This is a genomic window from Corallococcus sp. AB045 (assembly GCF_003668895.1).
Lineage (GTDB): Bacteria > Myxococcota > Myxococcia > Myxococcales > Myxococcaceae > Corallococcus > Corallococcus coralloides.
Window position 1 is genome coordinate 22911 of sequence record NZ_RAWN01000056.1, and the last position, 22250, is coordinate 45160.

At 69.8% G+C, this 22250-nt stretch carries 1 protein-coding gene (only partly in view); it reads right to left on the bottom strand.

The window, feature by feature from the left end:
* Positions 1–22250 carry part of the coding region annotated (locus D7Y21_RS15910; protein ID WP_147469296.1) for a non-ribosomal peptide synthase/polyketide synthase on the bottom strand (this coding region is incomplete at its 5' end). The annotated region continues 6000 nt past the right edge of the window, so 22250 of the 28250 annotated nt are shown.

The following is a 22250-nucleotide window of genomic DNA, read 5'->3' on the forward strand; positions in this document are numbered from 1 at the left end:
TCAGCTGCCGGTGGCTTCGGCCTGCGTGAGGGACGACAGGGCCCGGCGCAGGTGCTCGACGACGGACCCGAGGTGCGGGTCCTGCATCAGCTCGTGGTGGCCGCCGGGCACGTCGTGCACCTCCAGCCCGCCACGCACCAGGGGCTCCCAGCCGCGGTGACGCGGAATCCCGGCGGCGACGGTGCTGGCGCTCAGCAGCAGGGCGGTGCCGTCGTACGGCTGGGGGACGTACTTCTCATGGGCGAAGAGGTTGGCCCGGAAGACGTTGAAGAGGGCACGCAGCTGGGCGGGGCCGGACTGAGCGTCGAGGATGCGCGCCCGGAGCCCTTCCTTCAGCAGGTGGTCCAGCATCGCGTCGTCGCCCTGTGCCAGCGCTTCGTCCGAAGCGGAGAGCTCCTGGCCGAAGGCGGTAGCGGTGGCGTGGGCAAAGGCGAGCCTCGCGCGGGCCTCGGAGTCGAGCTGCGTGGCCTCCTGGGCGGGCTTCGTCAGGCCGTGGACGTGGGCATCGATGAGGGCGAGCAGCTCCACGGCTTCGCCAGCCTCGCGCAGGCGGCGGGCCATCTCGTAGGCGATGACTCCGCCCAGGGACCAGCCGCCCAGTTGGTAGGGGCCGTGCGGCTGCACCGTGCGGAGGGCTTCGATGTAGAGGCTGGCCATCTCCTCGATGGACTCGGCGACGGGCCGCCCGTCGAGGCCGCGTGACTGGAGGCCGTAGACGGGCAGTGACGGCCCCAGCCTGCGCGCCAGCTCCGAGTAGGCCAGGACGTTGCCGCCGCCAGGGTGGACGAGGAAGAGGGGCCGCTGGCCGGGTTCTCCTCGCTCCAGCGGGACGAGGGGCGTCCAGGTCTGCGAGTCGTCGCGGAGCACCTGGGCGAGCTGCTCGACGGTGGGCTGCTGGAAGAGGACGGAGAGGGGAATCGACTGGCCCAGGTGCTCGCGCACGGCGGCGACCATGCGCACGGCGAGCAGGGAGTGGCCGCCCAACTCGAAGAAGCTGGAGCGGACGCCGACGGAGCGGACACCGAGGACGTCCTCCCAGATGCGGGCGAGCTGCATTTCGAGCGCGTCTCGGGGCGCGACGAAGTCCCGGGCTTCAACAGTGTGGGCATCGGGTTCGGGCAGGGCCTTGCGGTCCACCTTGCCGTTGGAGTTGAGGGGCAGCTTGTCCAGCACCACGACGGTAGACGGCACCATGTACTCGGGCAGGTGCTGCTTGAGGCCTGCCTTGAGGGTGTCGGCGTTTAGCGAGTGGCCTTCGCTCGCGGTGACGTAGGCGACGAGGCGCTTGTCCGCGTCCGAGCCCCGAGCCACGACGATGGCCTCGTTGACGCCGGTGGCGGAGCGCAGAACGGCTTCGACTTCGCCCAGCTCGATGCGGAAGCCACGCACCTTCACCTGGAAGTCGACGCGGCCGAGGAAGTCGAGCGTGCCGTCCGCCTTCCAGCGGGCCTTGTCTCCCGTGCGGTAGAGGCGCTCGCCCGGCGTGGAGGCGAAGGGGTGGGGGACGAAGCGTTCCGCGGTCAGCTCGGGGCGGTTCAAGTAGCCCCAGGCCAGGCCCTGGCCGCCGACGTACACCTCACCGGCGACACCCACGGGCACCGGGTGCAGGTGCGCGTCGAGGACGTACACCGTGGAGTTGGAGAGCGGCCGGCCAATGGGGATGGCGCCTTCCATCCGCGTGCCGTGCTGCATGGCGAAGGTGGCGGAGAAGGTGGTGTTCTCCGTGGGGCCATAGCCGTTGAGGAAGGTGGTGCCTTCCGGAATGCGCGCGAGGTGTTCGCGCACACGGGAGGCAGGCAGCACGTCGCCACCGGCGAGGACCTGACGCACGCCCGCGAGCGCTTCGCCCTGGTGCAGGGCCATCTGCTCGAAGAGGGCGGCGGTGAGCCACAGTGACGTCACGCGGTGGTGACGCAGTTGGGCGGCCAGTTCCTCCAGGGAGAGGGAGTGCGGCGGCGCGAGGACGAGCTTCGCGCCGTGCAGCAGTGCACCCCAGATTTCGAGCGTGGACGCGTCGAAGGCAACAGGGGCGGCCTGGAGCCAGATTTCATCCGCCCCGAAGCGCATGAAGGTGCTGCCGAGCACGAGGCGGGTGATTCCCCGGTGAGGCACGCAGACGCCCTTGGGACGGCCGGTGCTGCCGGAGGTGAACATCACGTAGGCGAGGGCATCACCGTCCACGCGGACATCCAGCGCATGCGTGGGCCGCGATGCAATCTGCGCGGACTGGGCGTCCAACCAGACGCGGGTGCCGGTGGCGGGGAGCAACGAAGCGAAGGGCTGGTGCGTGACCACCACGTCCACGTCCGCGTCCTCCAGCAGCATCTCGATGCGCTCCACGGGCGCATTGCGGTCCACGGGGACGAAGGCCGCGCCCACCTTGAGGATGGCGAGGAGCGCGGTCACCAGCTCGAAGGAGCGCTCGACGGCGAGGCCGACGCGTGCACCGGGGGCGATGCCCAGGGCCCACAGGTGATGGGCCAGTTGGTTCGCGCGTGAATCCAGCTGGGCATACGTCAGCAAGTCATCCCCCAGCACGAGGGCGACAGCGTGAGGTGTGCGCTGCGCCTGCCGGGCGAAGTGGACGTGGATGGGAACCTCCATCGGGCTGGTGACGGTGGTGTCGTTCCACTCGACGAGGAGGCGCTGGCGCTCGTCGTTGGAGAGGAGCGGCAGGTGGGCCATGGCCTGCTCGGGCTTCGCGGCCACTGCCTCCAGCAGCGTGCGCAGGTGGGCGGCCATCCGCTCCACGGTGCTCTGCTTGAAGAGGGCGGTGCTGTACTCCAGCGTGCCTCGCAGCCCTTCGGACGTCTCCGTGAAGAAGACGCTCACGTCGAACTTCGACGTCGAGTGGGTGGTCTCCAGCCTTCGCAGCCGGAGGTCCGGCAGCCGCACGTCCTCCGTGGGCACGTTCTGGAGCGCGAGCAGCGTCTGGAAGAGAGGCGTGTGGCTGAGGCTGCGCGTCGGCTGGAGGACTTCCACCAGCTTCTCGAAGGGCACCTCCTGGTGCTCGTAGGCCTCCAGCACCGTGGCGCGCACCTGCTGGAGCAGCGAGCGGAAGGACTGGCCCTCGTCCACCTTCGCACGCAGGACGAGCGTGTTGACGAAGAAGCCGATGAGCCCCTCCGTCTCCGCGCGCGTGCGGCCGGCGATGGGCGAGCCCACGCTGAGGTCCTGCTGCCCCGTGTAGCGCGCAAGCAGGCCCTGCCAGGCGGCCAACAGCACCATGAAGAGCGAGCCGCCTTCACGGTGAGCCAGTCCGCGCAGGGCTTCCGTCAACTCACGTGACAGGGTGAAGCCGAGGGTTGCACCCGCGGTGCTCCGGACGGCCGGGCGGGGGAAGTCGGTGGGCAGCTCCAGCACGGCTGGAGCGCCGGAGAGCTTCACTTCCCAGTAGGCCATTTCCTGCCGCAGCGTCTCGCCCGCGAGCGTGCGGCGCTGCCAGTAGGCATAGTCCGCGTACTGCACCGGCAGCGCAGTCAGGGGCGACGGCTGGCTGGCGGAGAAGGCCGCGTAGAGGGCCGAGACTTCCCGCACAAGCACTCCCAGCGACCAGCCGTCAGAGACGATGTGGTGCAGGGTGACGACGAGCACGTGCTCGTGTTCTGCCAGCTTGAAGAGCAGCGTGCGGAGGAGCGGCCCCGTGCGCAGGTCGAAGGGCCGGCGCATCTCCTGTTCCACCTGGCTCCGCGCTTCGAACTCTCGCTGCGCCTCCGGCACGTTCGAGAGGTCCACGAGCCCCAGGGGCAGCTGACTGTCGGAGTGGATGCGCTGGACCGGCTCTCCGTCCACCTGGGTGAAGGTGGTGCGCAGAGCATCGTGTCGGCGCACGACTTCCTGCAGGGCATGCTCCAGCACGCCCGTGCGCAGGTGGCCCTCCAGCCGAACTGCGATGGGCACGTTGTAGAGCGGGCTGCCCGGTTCGAGCTGATCAATGAGCCACAGCCGCTGCTGGGCGAAGGACAACGGCAGCGGACCGTCATGCGAGACGCGGGTGAGCTGAGTAGTGCTCGTGCGGGTCAGCCCCACCAGACGAACCGCGAGCGCTTCCACGGTGGGGGATTCGAAGAGCGCGCGCAGGGGGAGTTCCACGCTGAACTCCACGCGGACCCGCGACACGACCTGGGTGGCCAGCAGCGAGTGCCCACCCAGTTCGAAGAAGGAGTCCTTCACGCCCACCCGGGGCAGTCGCAGGACTTCGGCCCAGATGGAGGCCAGCTTCGCTTCGACCTCCGTGCGCGGCGCTTCGTAGGTGTGGCCGGACTGGGGCGCCTCCGGCTCGGGCAGGGCCTTGCGGTCCACCTTGCCGTTGGAGTTGAGGGGCAGGGCGTCCAGCACCACGAAGGTGGTGGGCACCATGTACTCGGGGAGGCCCTGGCGCAGGTGGGCCTTGAGGGCCTCCACTTCCAGGGAGGTATTCGCCTTGGGCGTGACGTAGGCGACGAGGCGCTTGTCGGAGGCCTCACCCCTCGCGACGACGACGGCGTCCTTGAGTCCCGGAGCGCGACGGAGAGCGGCTTCGATTTCACCCAGCTCGATGCGGAAGCCACGCACCTTCACCTGGAAGTCGATGCGGCCCAGGTACTCCAGGCGCCCGTCCATACGGTAACGGACGCGGTCGCCCGTGCGGTACATGCGGCCGCCCGGAGGACCGAAGGGCTCCGGCACGAAGCGCTCCGCGGTGAGTTCCGGGCGCAGCAGGTAGCCGCGCGCCTGGCCTTCTCCTGCGAGGTACAGCTCGCCTGCGACACCGACGGGCACCGGCTGGAGTGACGCGTCCAGCACGTAGGCGCGCGTCGAGGGAAGCGGGCGGCCAATAAGCGGCACTTCGTCACGACCGACGAGAGAGGCCGTGGAGTAGGTGGTGTCCTCGGACGGGCCGTAGAGGTTGAAGAGCTTCTGCACCGTCGGGACGGCGTAGACCTGCTTCGCGAGCGTCTCCGGCAGGGCTTCGCCCGCGAGGTTGATGACGCGCACACTCGGAGGCACCGCACCCAGACGCAGCAGCTGCGCCATGGCGGAGGGCACGGTGTTGATGAGGGTGACGTGGGGTGCGGTGGGCAGCTCCGCCAGATGCAGGGCGTTGCGAGCCACCACCACCGCACCACCACTGCTCAACGGAGCGAAGAGTTCGAAGACGGAGAGGTCGAAGTTGAGGCTCGTCGCGGCGAGGGTGCCCTTCAGTTCCTCGGCAGAGAACGTGGCGAGGGCCCAATGGAGGAACTTCACGGCATTGCCGTGGGAGATGGCGACGCCCTTGGGACGGCCGGTGCTGCCGGAGGTGTAGATGAGATAGGCGAGGTGCCCGGCGTGGATGTCCACCGGCGGAGCCGTCGTCGGCTGCTTCGCCAGCTCCTCATCCGAGTCGAGGCACACCGGCGTGGCGGAGGTCTCCGGCAGGGCGGAGAGCAGATGCGAATGCGCGACGAGAGCGGGGCCCTGTGCGTCCTCCAGCAGCCAGCCCAGACGCTCACGCGGGTAGCTGGGGTCCAGCGGCACGTAGGCACCACCGGCCTTGAGGATGCCGAGGGCACCGATGACGAGGTCTTCAGTGCGCTCGACGCACAGGCCGACGCGGACTTCAGGCCCGACGCCCAGTCCACGCAGGCGGTGGGCGAGTTGGTTCGCCTTCGCGTCCAGCTCCCGGTACGTCAGCTGCCGCTCGGGCGTGATGACGGCCAGCGCATCCGGCGTGCGGTGCGCCTGTGCCTCGACCATGGCTGGAATGCTGGATTCCTGCGGCGTCTGTGATGCAGGGGGATTCCACTCGACGAGGAGCTGCTGGCGCTCGGCATCCGTAAGCAGCGGCAGGTCGCCAAGCCTTGTGTCCGGCTTCGTGGCAATCGCCTCCAGCAACACACCGAAGTGTCCGGCCATACGCTGGAGGGTCTCGGCGTCGAACAGGTCCGTCGCGTACTCCAGCGTGCCGACGAATCCGTCCCGGCCTTCACGCAGACCCAGGGAGAGGTCGAACTTGGCGAAGTGTGCTTCCAGCGGTAGCGCCTGGAAGGACAGCCCCGGCAGACGCAGTGCCTCATTCGGCGTGTTCTGCAGGACGAACATGGCCTGGAAGAGCGGGCTGCGGCTCAGGTCGCGCGTGGGCTGCACGGCTTCCACGAGCTTTTCGAACGGAAGGTGCTGGTGCTCGAAGGCCGCGAAGGTCGTGCCTCGGACCTGGGACAGCAGCTCGCGGAAGGTCGCGCGAGGATTCAGCTGGGTGCGCAGGACGAGCGTGTTGATGAAGAAGCCGATGAGGCCTTCGGTCTCCGCCTGGGTGCGGCCGGCGATGGGCGTGCCCACGCTGACGTCATCCTGCGCGGAGTAGCGCGACAGGAGCACCTGGAACGCAGCCAGCAACGTCATGAAGGACGTTGCGCCTTCCCTCTGTGCCAGGGCCTTGAGCGCGTGAGAGACCTCCGAAGGGATGTGCACGTCCACCGTGGCGCCCCGGTGTGACTGCACGGGCGGACGCGGACGATCCGTGGGCAGCTCCAACGCCGCGGGGGCTCCCACGAGCTGCTGCTTCCAGTAATGGAGCTGTGCATCCAGGACCTCTCCCTGGAGCCAGTTTCGCTGCCAGGCCGCGAAGTCCGCGTACTGCACGGACAGCGGCGCGAGAGCCGGCGTGCTGTTCGTGGAGAAGGCCTCGTAGAAGGCCACCATCTCCCGGACGAGCACGCCCATGGACCAACCGTCGGAGACGATGTGGTGCATCGTCACGAGCAGCAGGTGTGAGTCCTCGGCCAGCCGCACCAGCGTGCTGCGCAGCAGCGGGCCTCTGGCGAGGTCGAACGGCCGTCGTGCTTCCGCGTTGGCCAGTCGCCGCGCCTCTTCCTCTCGCAGCGCTTCCGGCTGGGTGGCGAGGTCCACGAGCGGCAGTGTCCAACCACTGGAAGCGTGGACGGTCTGGATGGGCTGGTCCTGGTGCTCGTGGAAGGTGGTGCGCAGGGCTTCGTGGCGGGCAACGAGTGCCTCGAAGGCACGGCGCAGGGCCTCGACGTCCAACTGCCCCGAGAGCTGGAGCGCGGTGGGGATGTTGTACGACGCGTCCCCAGGCTGGAGCTGATCCAACAGCCACAGCCGCTGCTGGGCGAAAGACAACGGCAGCGGACCGTCATGCGAGACGCGGGTGAGCTTCGGAGCCTGGGAGGTCGCGCTCCCGCGCAGCCGCCCGGCGAGCGCCTCTACCGTGGGGGACTCGAAGAGCGCGCGCAGGGGGAGTTCCACGCTGAACTCCGCGCGGACCCGCGACACGACCTGGGTGGCCAGCAGCGAGTGTCCACCCAGCTCGAAGAACGAGTCCTTCACGCCCACCTGGGGCAGGCGCAGGACTTCGGCCCAGATGGAGGCCAGCTTCGCTTCGACTTCCGTGCGCGGCGCTTCATAGGTGTGACCGGACTGGGGCGCCTCCGGCTCTGGCAGGGCCTTGCGGTCCACCTTGCCGTTGGAGTTGAGGGGCAGCGCGTCCAGCACCACGAAGGTGGCGGGGACCATGTACTCGGGGAGGCCCTGGCGCAGGTGCGTCTTGAGGGCCTCCACTTCCAGCGAGGCATTCGCCTTGGGCGTGACGTAGGCGACGAGGCGCTTGTCGGAGGCCTCACCCCTGGCGACGACGACGGCGTCCTTGATGCCCGGCGCGCGACGGAGAGCGGCTTCGATTTCGCCCAGCTCGATGCGGAAGCCACGCACCTTCACCTGGAAGTCGATGCGGCCGAGGTACTCCAGGCGCCCGTCCATGCGGTAACGGACGCGGTCGCCCGTGCGGTACATGCGGCCACCGGGAGGACCGTAAGGCTCCGGGACGAAGCGCTCCGCGGTGAGTTCCGGGCGCAGCAGGTAGCCACGCGCCTGACCTTCGCCGGCGAGGTACAGCTCGCCTGCGACACCGACGGGCACCGGCTGCAACGAGGCGTCCAGCACGTAGGCGCGCGTCGCGGGCAGTGGACGGCCGATGAGAGGCACTTCGTCACGGCCGACGAGGGAGGCCGTGGAGTAGGTGGTGTCCTCGGAGGGCCCGTAGAGGTTGTAGAGCTTCTCGACGGTGGGCACCGCGTAGACCTGCTTGGCGAGCGTCTCCGGCAGGGCTTCGCCCGCGAGGTTGATGACGCGCACACTCGGAGGCACCGCACCCAGACGCAGCAGCTGCGCCATGGCGGAGGGCACGGTGTTGACGAGGGTGACGTGGGACGCGGTGGGCAGCTCCGCCAGGTGCAGAGCGTTGCGCGCCACCACCACCGCACCACCACTGCTCAACGGAGCGAAGAGTTCGAAGACGGAGAGGTCGAAGTTGAGGCTCGTCGCGGCGAGCGTGCCCTTCAGCTCCTCCGGCGAGAAGGTCTCCAAGGCCCAGTGAAGGAAGGAGACGGCGTTGCCATGGGAGATGGCGACGCCCTTGGGACGGCCGGTGCTGCCAGAGGTGTAGATGAGGTAGGCGAGGTGGCCTGGGTGGATGTCCACCGTGGGCGCCGTCGTCGGCTGCTTCGCCAGCTCTGCGTCCGAGTCGAGGCACACGGGCGTGGTGGAGGTTTCGGGCAGTGCCGAGAGCAGGTGCGAATGCGCGACGAGGGCGGGGCCCTGTGCGTCCTCCAGCAGCCATCCCAGACGCTCACGCGGGTAGCTGGGATCCAGAGGCACGTAGGCACCACCAGCCTTGAGGATGCCAAGCGCGCCGATGACGAGGTCTTCAGTGCGCTCGACGCACAGGCCGACGCGGACTTCGGGCCCGACACCCAGTCCACGCAGACGGTGCGCGAGCTGATTGGCCTTCGCGTCCAGCTCCCGGTACGTCAGCTGCCGCTCGGGCGTGATGACGGCCACCTCATCCGGTGTGCGACGCACCTGCGCCTCGACCATCGCGGGGATGCTGGGCTCGCCCGGCATCTGCGAGGCAGACAGGTTCCAGTCGATGAGGACCTGCTTGCGCTCCGTGTCGGTGAGCAGTGGCAGGTCGCCAAGCTTCGTGTCCGGCTTCTTCGCAATGGCCTCCAGCAGCACACCGAAGTGTCCGGCCATGCGCTGGAGGGTCGCCGCGTCGAACAGGTCCGTCGCGTACTCGAACGTGCCGACGAACCCGTCCTGGCCTTCACGCAGACCCAAGGAGAGGTCGAACTTGGCGAAGTGCGCTTCCTGCGGCAGGGACTGGAAGGACAGGCCCGGCAGACGCAGCGCTTCGGTGGGCGTGTTCTGCAGGACGAACATGGCCTGGAAGAGCGGGCTGCGGCTCAGGTCGCGCGTGGGCTGCACGGCCTCCACGAGCTTCTCGAACGGCAGGTGCTGATGGTCGTAGGCCGCGAGCGTCGTGCCTCGCACCTGGGCCAGCAACTCGCGGAACGTCGCGCGCGGGTTCAGCTGGGCGCGCAGGACGAGCGTGTTGATGAAGAAGCCGATGAGGCCTTCAGTCTCCGCCTGGGTGCGGCCGGCGATGGGGGAACCGACACTGACGTCGTCCTGTGCGGAGTAGCGCGACAGGAGCACCTGGAACGCCGCCAGCAACGTCATGAACGGCGTGGCGCCTTCCCGCTGGGAGAGGGCCTTGAGGGCATCCGTGAGGTGCTTGGGAATGCGCACGTCCACCGAGTCGCCCCGGTGCGACTGCACGGGCGGACGCGGGTGGTCCGTGGGTAGCTCCAACGCCGCGGGCGCTCCGGAGAGCTGCTGCTTCCAGTAGTGGATCTGCGCGTCCAGGGCTTCTCCCTGGAGCCAGTTCCGCTGCCACGTCGCGAAGTCCGCGTACTGCACGGGCAGCGGCGGGAGCGAGGGCGACTGGCCCGTGGAGAAGGCCGCGTAGAAGGTCGCCACTTCCCGGACGAGCACGCCCATGGACCATCCGTCGGAGACGATGTGATGCATCGTCACCAGCAGCAGGTGCGAGTCCTGTCCCAGCCGCACCAGCGTGCTGCGCAGCAGCGGGCCCCTGGCGAGGTCGAACGGCCTCCGCGCTTCTTCGTCGGCCATCCGCCGCGCCTCTTCTTCCCGGAGTGCGTCAGGCCGGGCGGAGAGGTCCACGAGCGGCAGCGTCCAACCGCTGAGCGCGTGGATGTTCTGGATGGGCTGGTCCTGGTGCTCGTGGAAGGTGGTGCGCAGGGCCTCGTGGCGCTGGACGAGCGCTTCGAAGGCGCGGCGCAGCGCCTCCACGTCCAACTGCCCCGAGAGCTGGAGCGCGGTGGGGATGTTGTACGACGCGTCCCCAGGCTGGAGCTGATCCAACAGCCACAGCCGCTGCTGCGCGAAGGACAACGGCCGAGGGCCGTCCGCGTGCGTCTGGGTGGGCGCGGGCAGGTGGAGGTTCGGCGTGGCTGTCTGGAGCCGCTCGGTGAGCGTGGCCACGGTGGGCGCTTCGAAGAGGGCCCGCAGCGGCAGCTCCACGCGGAACGTGGCGCGCACGCGGGAGACGAGCTGGGTGGCCAGCAGCGAATGACCACCGAGCGCGAAGAAGTCGTCGTGGACGCCCACGCGCTCCACGCGCAGCACCTGCATGAAGAGGGCTGCGAGCTGCTCCTCGGCGGGCGTGCGCGGCGCGACGAAAGTGGATGCGAGCGACGTGCCCTGGGGCGCGGGCAGGGCCTTGCGGTCCACCTTGCCGTTGGTGTTGAGCGGCAAGGCCTCCAGCACCAGGAAGGCGGAGGGCAGCATGTACTCGGGCAGGTGCTGCTTGAGGAAGGTGCGCAGCTCGGTGGAGTCCAGGGACTCTCCCGTCCCGGTGACGGCGTAGGCGACGAGTCGCTTGTCACCGGGCACGTCCTCGCGGGCGAGGACGACGGCCTGATGCACCGCAGGGTGTTTCAGCAGGCAGGACTCGATTTCACCAAGCTCGATGCGGAAGCCGCGGACCTTCACCTGGAAGTCGGTGCGGCCCAGGTAGTCGAGCATCCCGTCGGCGCGCCAGCGCACCACGTCGCCGGTGCGGTAGAGGCGGGCACCGGGCGTGGAGGAGAAGGCATCCGGGATGAAGCGGTCGGCCGTCAGCTCCGGCCGGTTGAGGTAGCCGCGCGCGACGCCCTCACCGCCGATGAAGAGTTCGCCCGCGACGCCGACGGGCACGGGGCGCAGCGTGCGGTCGAGCACGTAGACGCGGACGTTGGGCAGGGGCCTGCCGATGGTGGGCGTGGGAGACGCGTCGAAGGCGCAAGCAGTGGCGTCGACGGTGCACTCGGTGGGGCCGTAGACGTTGAAGACGCGCGGGCGCGGGGCCTGGGCGAGGTGACGCCAGGTGGTGGGGTCCACGGCCTCACCGCCCACGAGGACGCGGCGGGGGATGGCCTTGCGCTCCAGCAGGCCCTCATCCACGAGCAGGCGCAGGTGGGCCGGAGAGCAATCGAGGACGTCGAGGGTGTCCTGGCCAATGCGGTTGACGAGCTCACCGACGTCAGCGCGGGCCTCGTCGGGAATGATGCAGAGGGTGTGGCCGTCGAGCACCTGGATGAGTTGCTTGACGGAGGCGTCGAAGGAGAGGGGCGCGTTGACGCTGACGCGCTCCCCAGGCCGTGCCTCCGCGTGCACCGTAGCGGCAAGGGCGACACGAAGATTGAGCACGGAGCGGTGCTGAATCATCACGCCCTTGGGGCGGCCGGTGCTGCCGGAGGTGTAGATGATGTAGGCGAGGTGCTCCGAGGTGACAGACGTCACCGGAGCGCACTGGGACTCAAGAGCAAGGTCCGCGGCGTCGGAGTCCAGGCAGAGGGTGTGCGCGGAGTGCGGAGGCAGCGAGTCGCGCAGGCGCTGCTGGGTGAGGACGACGGGAGCGCCCGTGTCGGAGAGGACGTGGGCAAGCCACTCGCGCGGGTAGCTGGGGTCGATGGGGACGTAGGCGCCGCCAGCCTTGAGGGTGCCGAGGATGCCGACGAGGGCCTCCACGGAGCGCTCCACGCAGAGGACGACGCGCACGTCGGGGCCAACGCCGAGCTTCACCAGCCGGTGCGCAAGCTGATTGGCGCGGACTTCCAGCTCACGGAAGGTGAGCTGCTCCTCGCGGCAGATGACGGCCAGGGACTCCGGCGTGCGAAGGGCCTGGGCGCTGAAGGCGTCATGGAGGCAGAGGTCGCGGGGGAACTCCGCGCTGGGGCCATTCCAGTCCACGAGAAGCCGCTGCCGCTCCGGAGCGGTGAGCAGGGGCAGGCTCGCGAGCGTCGAGTCCGGCTGCGTGGTGATGGCCTCCAGCAGCACGCCCATGTGGCCCGCCATGCGCTGCACGGTCGAGGCATCGAAGAGGTCCGTCGCGTACGTCAGCAGCCCGACGAAACCCTGGGGCGACTCGCCGAGGGTGAGCGTCAGGTCGAACTTGGAGGACCGGGTGTCCACCGGGACGCTCTGGAAGGACAGCCCGGACACGCGCAGCGCTTCGGTGGGCGCGTTCTGCAGGGAGAACATCGCCTGGAAGAGCGCGCTGCGGCTCAGGTCTCGCGCGGGCTGGAGGACCTCCACCAGCTTCTCGAAGGGCAGGTGCTGATGCTCGTAGGCCGCGAGCGTCGTGCGGCGCACCTGCGCGAGGAACTCACGGAAGGTCGCCTGCGGCTGGACGTGGGCGCGCAGGACGAGCGTGTTGACGAAGAAGCCGATGAGGCCCTCGGTCTCCGCCTGGGTGCGGCCCGCGATGGGCGTGCCCACGCTGATGTCGTCCTGCGTGGAGTAGCGCGACAGGAGCAGCTGCCAGGCCGCGAGCAGCAACATGAAGGGCGTGGCGCCTTCACGTTGGGCCAGGGCCTTCAGGGACTGGGAGACCTCCAGCGGGATGCGCACGTCCACCGTGGCGCCCCGACGCGACTGCACCGGCGGACGCGGGTGGTCCGTGGGCAGGTCCAGCGCGGAAGGTGCCCCCCCGAGCTGCTTCTTCCAGTAGCCCAGCTGCGCGTCCAGGGCCTCGCCCTGGAGCCAGCCTCGCTGCCACATCGAGAAGTCCGCGTACTGCACGGGCAGCGGCGGGAGGACGGGAGCGCGGCCGGTGCTGAAGGCTTCGTAGAAGGCCGCCACCTCCCGGACGAGCACGCCCATGGACCAGCCGTCGGAGACGATGTGGTGCATCGTCACCAGCAACAGGTGCGAGTCCTGTCCCAGCCGCACCAGCGTGCTGCGCAGCAACGGGCCCGTGGAGAGGTCGAAGGAACGCCGGGCCTCCGTGGCCGCTACGCGCTGGGCCTCATCCTCCCGCCGCGACTCAGGCAGGGACGTCAGGTCGATGAGGGGCAGCTCCCAGTCGGAGGGCTCCTGGATGCATTGCGACGGCTCCTCCTGCGACGTGGAGAGCGTGGTGCGCAGCGATTCGTGGCGCTCCACCAGCGCTTCGAAGGCGCGGCGCAAGGCCTCCACGTCCACCGGGCCCGTCAGCCGCAGGGCGGTGGGGATGTTGTACGAGATGTCTCCCGGTTGGAGCTGATCCAGCAACCAGAGGCGCTGCTGGGCGAAGGACAGAGGAAGGGCGCCTTCGCGCGGCATGGGCCGCAGGGGCGGTGCGCGCAGCCCGGTGGTCTGGGCCTCCTCGATCTTCGGCGCGAGTCCTTCGACCGTGGGCGCCTCGAAGAGGGCCCGCAGCGGCAGCTCCACACGGAAGGTGGAGCGCACGCGCGAGACGAGCTGGGTGGCCAACAGCGAGTGGCCTCCCATGGCGAAGAAGTCGTCCCGCACGCCGATGCGCTCCACCCGGAGGACCTCGGCGAAGAGGGTGGCCAGCTGCTCCTCGGTGGCGGTGCGCGGCGCGACGAAGACGGTGCTCCGAGGCGTGCTCCCCGGCTCCGGCAGGGCCTTCCGGTCCACCTTGCCGTTGGCGTTGAGGGGCAGCGCGTCCAGCACCACGAAGGCAGACGGCACCATGTACTCCGGCAGCCGCTGCTTGAGTCCTGCCCGGAGCGTGTCCGGCGCTGGCGAATGGCCCGCGCGCGCGGTGACGTAGCCGATGAGTCGCTTGTCCGCGCCGGTGCCCCGGGCCACGACGACCGCTTCGTTGACGCCAGTGAAGGCGCGCAGCGCGGTTTCGATTTCGCCCAGCTCGATGCGGAAGCCACGCACCTTCACCTGGAGGTCGACACGGCCCAGGAAGTCGAGCGTGCCGTCCTCCCGCCAGCGGGCCTGGTCACCCGTGCGGTAGAGGCGCTCGCCCGGTGTGGAGGCGAAGGGGTGGGGAATGAAGCGCTCCGCGGTCAGGTCCGGGCGGTGCAGATAGCCCCAGGCCAGGCCCTGGCCGCCGACGTACACCTCGCCGGCAATACCCACGGGCACCGGGTGCAGGTGCGCGTCGAGCACGAAGACGGTGGAGTTGGAGGGCGGCCGGCCGATGGGGATGGCGCCTTCCACGCGCGAGCCATGCCCCATGGCGAAGGTGGTGGCGAGGGTGGTGCTCTCCGTGGGGCCGTAGGCGTTGTGGAAGCTGGCGCCTTCGGGGATGCGCGCCAGGTGCTCTCGCACGCGGTCCGCGGGCAGCACGTCGCCACCGGAGAGGACCTGGCGCACGCCCGCGAGCGCTTCACCCTGGTGCAGGGCCATCTGCTCGAAGAGCGCGGTCGTCAGGAACAGCGTCGTCACGCCGTGGTGGCGCAGCTGCGCGGCCAGCTCCTCCAGCGAAAGGGAGTGCGGCGGCGACAGGACGAGCTTCGAGCCATTCAGCAGCGCGCCCCAGATTTCGAGCGTGGACGCGTCGAAGGCGATGGGGGCGACCTGGAGCCAGACCTCGTCCGCGCCGAGGCGCATGAACGTGCTGCCGACCACCATGCGCGTGATGCCCCGGTGCGGAATGCAGACGCCCTTGGGGCGGCCGGTGCTCCCGGAGGTGAACATCACGTAGGCCATGGCCTCGCCGTCCACGCGGACGTCGGGGGCGTGGGTGGGCCGCGTGGTGATGACGTCGCGCTGTGCATCCAGCCAGACGCGGGTGCCGGTGTCGGGCAGCAGTGACGCGAAGGGCTGGTGGGTGACGACGAAGTGGACGTCCGCGTCCTCCAGCAGGGACCCGATGCGCTCCACGGGAGCATTGCGGTCCACGGGAACGTAGGTGGCCCCCGCCTTGAGGATGGCGAGCAGCGCCGTCACCAGCTCGAAGGACCGCTCGACGGCGATGCCGACCCGCGCTCCCTGCGCGATGCCGAGGTCGCGCAGGTGGTGGGCCAGTTGGTTCGCTCGCGCGTCCAGCTGCGCATACGTCAGCGAGGCGTCCCCCAGGACGAGGGCGATGGCCTCGGGCGCGCGCTGCGCCTGCCGGGCGAAGTGGACGTGGACGGGGATGTCCGTGGGACTGGCGACGGTGGTGTCGTTCCACTCCACGAGGATGCGCTGCCGCTCCTCGCTGGAGAGGAGGGACAGCCCGGCCACGGACTGCTCGGGCCTGGCTGCCACGGACTCCAGCAGCGTGAGCAGCTGGCGGGCCATCCGCTCCACGGTGCCGCGCTTGAAGAGGGCGGTGCTGTACTCCAGCGAGCCCACGAAGCCCTGGGGCGAGTCCTGCATCGCCAGGTTGAGGTCGAACTTGGCGGAGCGCCCTTCGGTGCTGACCTGCTGGAAGGTGAGGCCGCGAACGCGCAGGTCTCCGGCCGGGGCGTTCTGGAGGGCGAACATCACCTGGAACAGCGGGCTGCGGCTCGCGTCCCGGACGGGCTGGAGGACCTCCACCAGCTTCTCGAACGGCAGGTGCTGGTGTTCGTAGGCCGCGAGCGTCGTGCCCCGCACCTGGGCGAGCAGCGTCCGGAAGGAGTCCTCCGGCGCCACGCGCGTGCGCAGGACGAGCGTGTTGACGAAGAAGCCGATGAGGCCCTCGGTCTCCGCCTGGGTGCGGCCCGCGATGGGCGAGCCCACGGTGAGGTCGTCCTGCGCGGAGTAGCGCGACAGGAGCACCTGGAAGGCCGCGAGCAGCACCATGAAGGGCGTGGCGCCCTCACGCTGGGCCAGCGCCTTGAGGGCGTCGGACGTCGCCTGGGGAATCCGGACGGAGACGGCCGCGCCCTGGTGGGACTGGATGGCCGGACGCGGATGGTCGGTGGGCAGCTCCAGCGCGAAAGCCGCGCCCGCAAGCTGCTGCTTCCAGTAGCCCAGTTGCGCGTCCAGCGCTTCGCCCTGGAGCCACTGGCGCTGCCGTTCCGCGAAGTCCGCGTACTGCACCGGCAGCGGGGCCAGCGTGGGCGTCTGGCCGGAGGTGAAGGCCTCGTAGAAGCTGATCAGCTCGCGGACGAGCACGCCCATGGACCAGCCGTCGGAGACGATGTGGTGCATCGTCACGAGCAGGAAGTGGTCCTCCTCCGCCAGCCGCACCAGCGTCGTGCGCAAGAGCGGCCCGCGCTCCAGGTGGAAGGGCTGGTTCGCTTCCTTCGTGATTCGGCGCTGGGCCTCGGCTTCGCGCTGCGCGACGGGCAGCGCGGACAGGTCCACGAGCGGCAGCGTCCACGCGTCCGGCAGGTGGATGTGCTGCGTGGCCTGCCCTTCATGCTCATGGAAGGTGGTGCGCAGGGATTCGTGACGCGCGACCAGGGACTCGAAAGCGCGGCGCAACGACGCCACGTCCACCGGGCCCTTCAGCCGGAGCGCCGAGGGAATGTTGTACGACGCATCCCCCGGCGTGAGCTGATCCAGGAACCAGAGGCGCTGCTGTGCGAAGGAGAGCGGAATGGCTCCCGTGCGTGAGGCGGGGCGCAGCGGAGGAGCCCCCCGGGCCGCCGCGGGCCGCGCGTCCGCGAGCTTCAGCGCGAGGGCGGCCACGGTCGGCGCATCGAAGAGGGCCCGCAGGGGCAGCTCCAGCCCGAGCGTGGCCCGCACGCGGGAGACGAGCTGGGTGGCCAGCAGCGAGTGGCCTCCCAACGCGAAGAAGTCATCGTGGAGGCCCACCCGCTCCACCCGGAGGACCTCGGTGAAGAGGGCCGCCAGTTGCTTCTCGGTGGCGGTGCGCGGTGCGACGTAGGCGACGGCGCGCGCGGTCTCCTCCGGCTCCGGCAGGGCCTTGCGGTCCACCTTGCCGTTGGTGTTGAGCGGCAACGCGTCCAGCACGACGAGCGCGGAGGGGACCATGTACTCGGGCAGCCGCTGCTTGAGGCCTGCCTTGAGGGAGTCCACATCCAACGCGTGGCCTTCACGAGCAGTGACGTAGCCGACCAGTCGCTTGTCCGCGTCCGTGCCCCGGGCCACGACGACCGCTTCATGGACGCCGGTGGCGGAGCGCAGCGCGGCTTCGATTTCACCCAGCTCGATGCGGAAGCCACGCACCTTCACCTGGAAGTCGACGCGGCCCAGGAAGTCGAGCGTGCCGTCCGGCTTCCAGCGGGCCTTGTCGCCCGTGCGGTAGAGGCGCTCGCCCGGTGTGGAGGCGAAGGGGTGGGGGACGAAGCGCTCCGCGGTCAGGTCCGGACGGTGGAGGTAGCCCCAGGCCAGACCCTGTCCGCCCACGTACACCTCACCCGCGACACCCACGGGCATCGGGCGCAGGCTCGCGTCGAGCACGTAGACCGTGGAGTTGGAGAGCGGCCGGCCGATGGACACCGAGCCGCCCACCACCGAATCGCGGTGCATGGCGAAGGTGGTGGAGAAGGTCGTGTTCTCCGTGGGGCCGTAGCCGTTGTGGAAGGTGGCGCCTTCCGGCAGGCGGGCCAGGTGCTCGCGAACGCGGGAGGCGGGCAGCACGTCGCCACCCGCGAGGACCTGGCGCACGCCCGCGAGCGCTTCGCCCTGGTGCAGGGCCATCTGCTCGAAGAGGGCGGCGGTGAGCCAGAGCGACGTCACGCGGTGGTGACGCAGCTGGGCGGCCAGCTCCTCCAGCGAGAGGGAGTGCGAAGGAGCAAGGACGAGCTTCGCGCCGTGCAGGAGCGCGCCCCAGATTTCGAGCGTGGACGCATCGAAGGCAACAGGGGCGGCCTGGAGCCAGACTTCATCCGGCCCGAAGCGCATGAAGGTGCCGCCGAGCACCAGCCGGGTGATTCCCCGGTGCGGCACGCCGACGCCCTTGGGGCGGCCGGTGCTGCCGGAGGTGAACATCACGTAGGCCAGGGCTTCACCGTCCACGCGGACGTCGGGCGCATGCGTGGGCCGCGAGGCAATCTGCGCGGATTGGGCATCCAGCCAGACGCGGGTGCCGGAAGGAGGCAGCAGGGAGGCGAAGGGCTGGTGCGCGAGCGTCACGCTGACGTCCGCGTCCTCCAGCAGGGCGGCGATACGCTCCACGGGCGCATTGCGGTCCACGGGGACGAAGGCCGCGCCCACCTTGAGGATGGCGAGGAGCGCGGTCACCAGTTCGAAGGACCGCTCGACGGCGAGGCCCACTCGCGCACCCGGGGCGATGCCCAGGGCACGCAGGTGGTGGGCCAGCTGGTTCGCGCGCGCGTCCAGCTGCGCATACGTCAGCGAGTCATCTCCCAGCACCAGGGCCACCGCGTCAGGTGTGCGCTGTGCCTGCCGGGCGAAGTGGACATGGACCGGCACGTCGGTCGGGCTGACGGTGGCCGTGTCATTCCACTCCACGAGGACGCGGTGACGCTCCTCGCCGGAGAGGAGGGACAGCCCGGCCACGGGCTGCTCGGGCTTCGCGGCCACGGCCTCCAGCAGCGTGCGCAGATGGCTGCCCATCCGCTCGATGGTGCTCCGCTCGAAGAGGGCGGTGCTGTACTCCATCCAGCCGGTGAACCCCTGTGGGGAGTCCTGCAACGTCAGGGTGAGATCGAACTTGGCGGAGTGGCCCTCGGCGATGACCTGCTTGAAGGTGAGGCCCGGGACGCGCAGCGCTTCCCCTGGGGCGTTCTGGAGGACGAACATCACCTGGAACAGCGGGCTGCGGCTCGCGTCCCGCACGGGCTGGAGGACCTCCACCAGCTTCTCGAAGGGCACGTGCTGATGCTCGTACGCCGCGAGCGTCGTGCCGCGCACCTGGGAGAGCAAGTGGCGGAAGGAGTCCTCCGGCGTCACGTGTGTACGCAGGACGAGCGTGTTGACGAAGAATCCGATGAGCCCTTCGGCTTCCGCCTGGGTGCGGCCCGCGATGGGCGAGCCCACGGTGAGGTCGTCCTGGCCTGCGTAGCGCGACAGGAGCACCTGCCAGGCCGCGAGCAGCACCATGAAGGGCGTGGCGCCCTCGCGCTGGGCCAGGGCCTTGAGCGCTTCGGACGTCGCCTGGGGAATCCTCACGGCGTGGGTCGCACCCGCGTTGGACTGGATGGCCGGGCGGGGATGATCCGTGGGCAGCTCCAGGGTGGCCGGAGCCCCTCCGAGCTGCTGCTTCCAGTAGCCCAGCTGCGCGTCCAGTGTCTCGCCCTGGAGCCAGTCGCGCTGCCACGCCGCGAAGTCCGTGTACTGCACCGGCAGCGGAGCAAGGGCGGGCGCCTGACCGGTGCTGAAGGCCTCGTAGAAGGCCACCAGCTCGCGGACGAGCACGCCCATGGACCAGCCATCGGAGACGATGTGGTGCATCGTCACGAGCAACAGGTGCTCTTCCGCCGCCAGCCGTACGAGCGCGGTGCGCAGCAGCGGACCGTTCCGCAGGTCGAACGGCTGCCGTGCATCCGCTTCGACCTTCCGCTGCGCTTCGTCTTCGCGCCGCGCTTCGGGCAGCGTGGAAAGATCGATGAGCGGCAACGCCCATGTGCCGGGCGTGTGGATGTGCTGGGTGGCCAGCCCCTCGCTTTCGCGGAAGGTGGTGCGCAGGGCGTCGTGACGAGCCACCAGCGCTTCAAAGGCGCGGCGCAGCGACTCCACGTCCACCTGGCCCGTCAGCCTGAGCGCCGTGGGGATGTTGTAGGACGCATCGCCCGGCGTGAGCTGATCCAGGAACCAGAGCCGCTGCTGCGCGAAGGATAGGGGCTGAGGCCCGTCCGCCTGGGTCCGGGTGAGCGGCGGGAGGCGGAGGCTCGGCGTCTGGGATTGGAGCCGCTCGGCGAGCGTGGCCACGGTGGGCGCTTCGAAGAGGGCCCGCAGCGGCAGCTCCGTGCGGAAGGTGGCGCGCACGCGCGAGACGAGCTGGGTGGCCAGAAGGGAGTGGCCACCCAGCGAGAAGAAGTCGTCGTGGACGCCCACGCGCTCCACGCGCAGCACCTGCGTGAAGAGGGCCGCGAGCTGCTCCTCGGCCGGGGTGCGCGGCGCGACGTAGGTGGTGGCGAGCGCGGTGCCCTGGGGCGCGGGCAGGGCCTTGCGGTCCACCTTGCCGTTGGTGTTGAGCGGCAGGGCCTCCAGCACGAGGATCGCGGAGGGGCGCATGTGCTCCGGCAGGAGCTGCTTGAGCCAGTCCTTGATGCCTTCGGGCGTGGGCGCGGACTCCGTGCCTTCGGGAGGCACCACGTAGGCGACGAGCCGTTTGTCGCCGGGGATGTCCTCGCGCGCCAGCACCACGGCGGCGTGCACCTGGGGATGCTTGAGGAGGGCGGCTTCGATTTCACCCAGCTCGATGCGGAAGCCGCGGACCTTCACCTGGAAGTCGGCACGGCCCAGGTAGTCGAGCATCCCGTCGGCGCGCCAGCGCACCACGTCGCCGGTGCGGTAGAGGCGGGCACCAGGCGTGGAGGAGAAGGCATCCGGGATGAAGCGGTCCGCTGTCAGCTCCGGCCGGTTGAGGTAGCCGCGCGCGACGCCCTCACCACCGATGAAGAGTTCGCCCGCGACGCCGACGGGCACGGGGCGCAGCGTGCCGTCCAGCACGTAGACGCGGACGTTGGGCAGGGGCCTGCCGATGGTGGGCGTGGGAGACGCATCGAAGGCGCAGGCGGTGGCGTCGACGGTGCACTCGGTGGGGCCGTAGACGTTGAAGACGCGCGGGCGCGGGGCCTGGGCGAGGTGACGCCAGGTGGCGGGGTCCACGGCCTCACCGCCCACGAGGACGCGGCGGGGAGTTGCCTTGCGCTCCAGCAGCCCTTCATCCACGAGCAGGCGCAGGTGCGCAGGGGAGCAGTCGAGGACGTCGAGGGCGTCCTTCTCGATGCGGTTGACGAGCTCACCGACGTCAGCGCGGGCCTCGTCGGGAATGATGCAGAGGGTGTGGCCGTCGAGCACCTGGATGAGCTGCTTGACGGAGGCGTCGAAGGAGAGCGGCGCGTTGACGCTGACACGCTCCCCCGGCCGTGCCTCCGCGTGCACCGTAGCGGCAAGGGCGACACGAAGATTGAGCACGGAGCGGTGCTGAATCATCACGCCCTTGGGGCGGCCGGTGCTGCCGGAGGTGTAGATGATGTAGGCGAGGTGCTCCGGCGTGACAGACGTCACCGGAGCGCACTGGGGCTCAAGAGCAAGGTCCGCGGAGTCGGAGTCCAGGCAGAGGGTGAGCGCGGAGTGCGGGGGCAGCGAGTCGCGCAGGCGCTGCTGGGTGAGGACGACGGGAGCGCCCGTGTCGGAGAGGACGTGGGCAAGCCACTCGCGCGGGTAGCTGGGGTCGATGGGGACGTAGGCGCCGCCAGCCTTGAGGGTGCCGAGAATACCGACGAGGGCCTCCACGGAGCGCTCCACGCAGAGGACGACGCGCACGTCGGGGCCGACTCCCAGCTTCACCAGCCGGTGCGCAAGCTGATTGGCGCGGGCTTCCAGCTCACGGAAGGTGAGCTGCTCCTCGCGGCAGATGACGGCCAGGGACTCCGGCGTGCGAAGGGCCTGGGCGCTGAAGGCGTCATGGAGGCAGAGGTCGCGGGGGAACTCCGCGCTGGGGCCATTCCAGTCGACGAGCAACTGCTGGCGTTCCGAAGCGCTGAGCAGGGGCAGGCTCGCGAGCATCGAGTCCGGCTGCGTGGCGATGGCCTCCAGCAGCACGCCCAGGTGGCCCACCATGCGCTGCATGGTCGACGCATCGAAGAGATCGCTGCTGTACTCCAGGACGCCCACGAAGCCCTGGGGCGAGTCCTGCATCGTCAGCGTCAGGTCGAACTTCGCGGAGTTCGATTCGAGCGGCAGTTGCTCGAACGACAAACCCGGCACGCGCAGCGCTTCCATGGGCGTGTTCTGCAGGGAGAACATCGCCTGGAAGAGGGCGCTGCGGCTCAGGTCGCGCACGGGCTGGAGGGTCTCCACCAGCTTCTCGAACGGCACGTGCTGGTGCTCGTAGGCCGCGAGCGTCGTCCCGCGCACCTGGGCCAGCAGCTGGCGGAAGGTTGTCTGCGGCTGGACGTGGGCGCGCAGGACGAGCGTGTTGACGAAGAAGCCGATGAGGCCCTCGGTCTCCGCCTGCGTGCGGCCGGCGATGGGCGTGCCCACGCTGATGTCGTCCTGCGTGGAGTAGCGCGACAGGAGCAACTGCCAGGCGGCGAGCAGCAGCATGAAGGGCGTGGCGCCTTCACGCTGGGCCAGGGCCTTGAGGGCTTCGGAGAGCTGCACGGGGACGC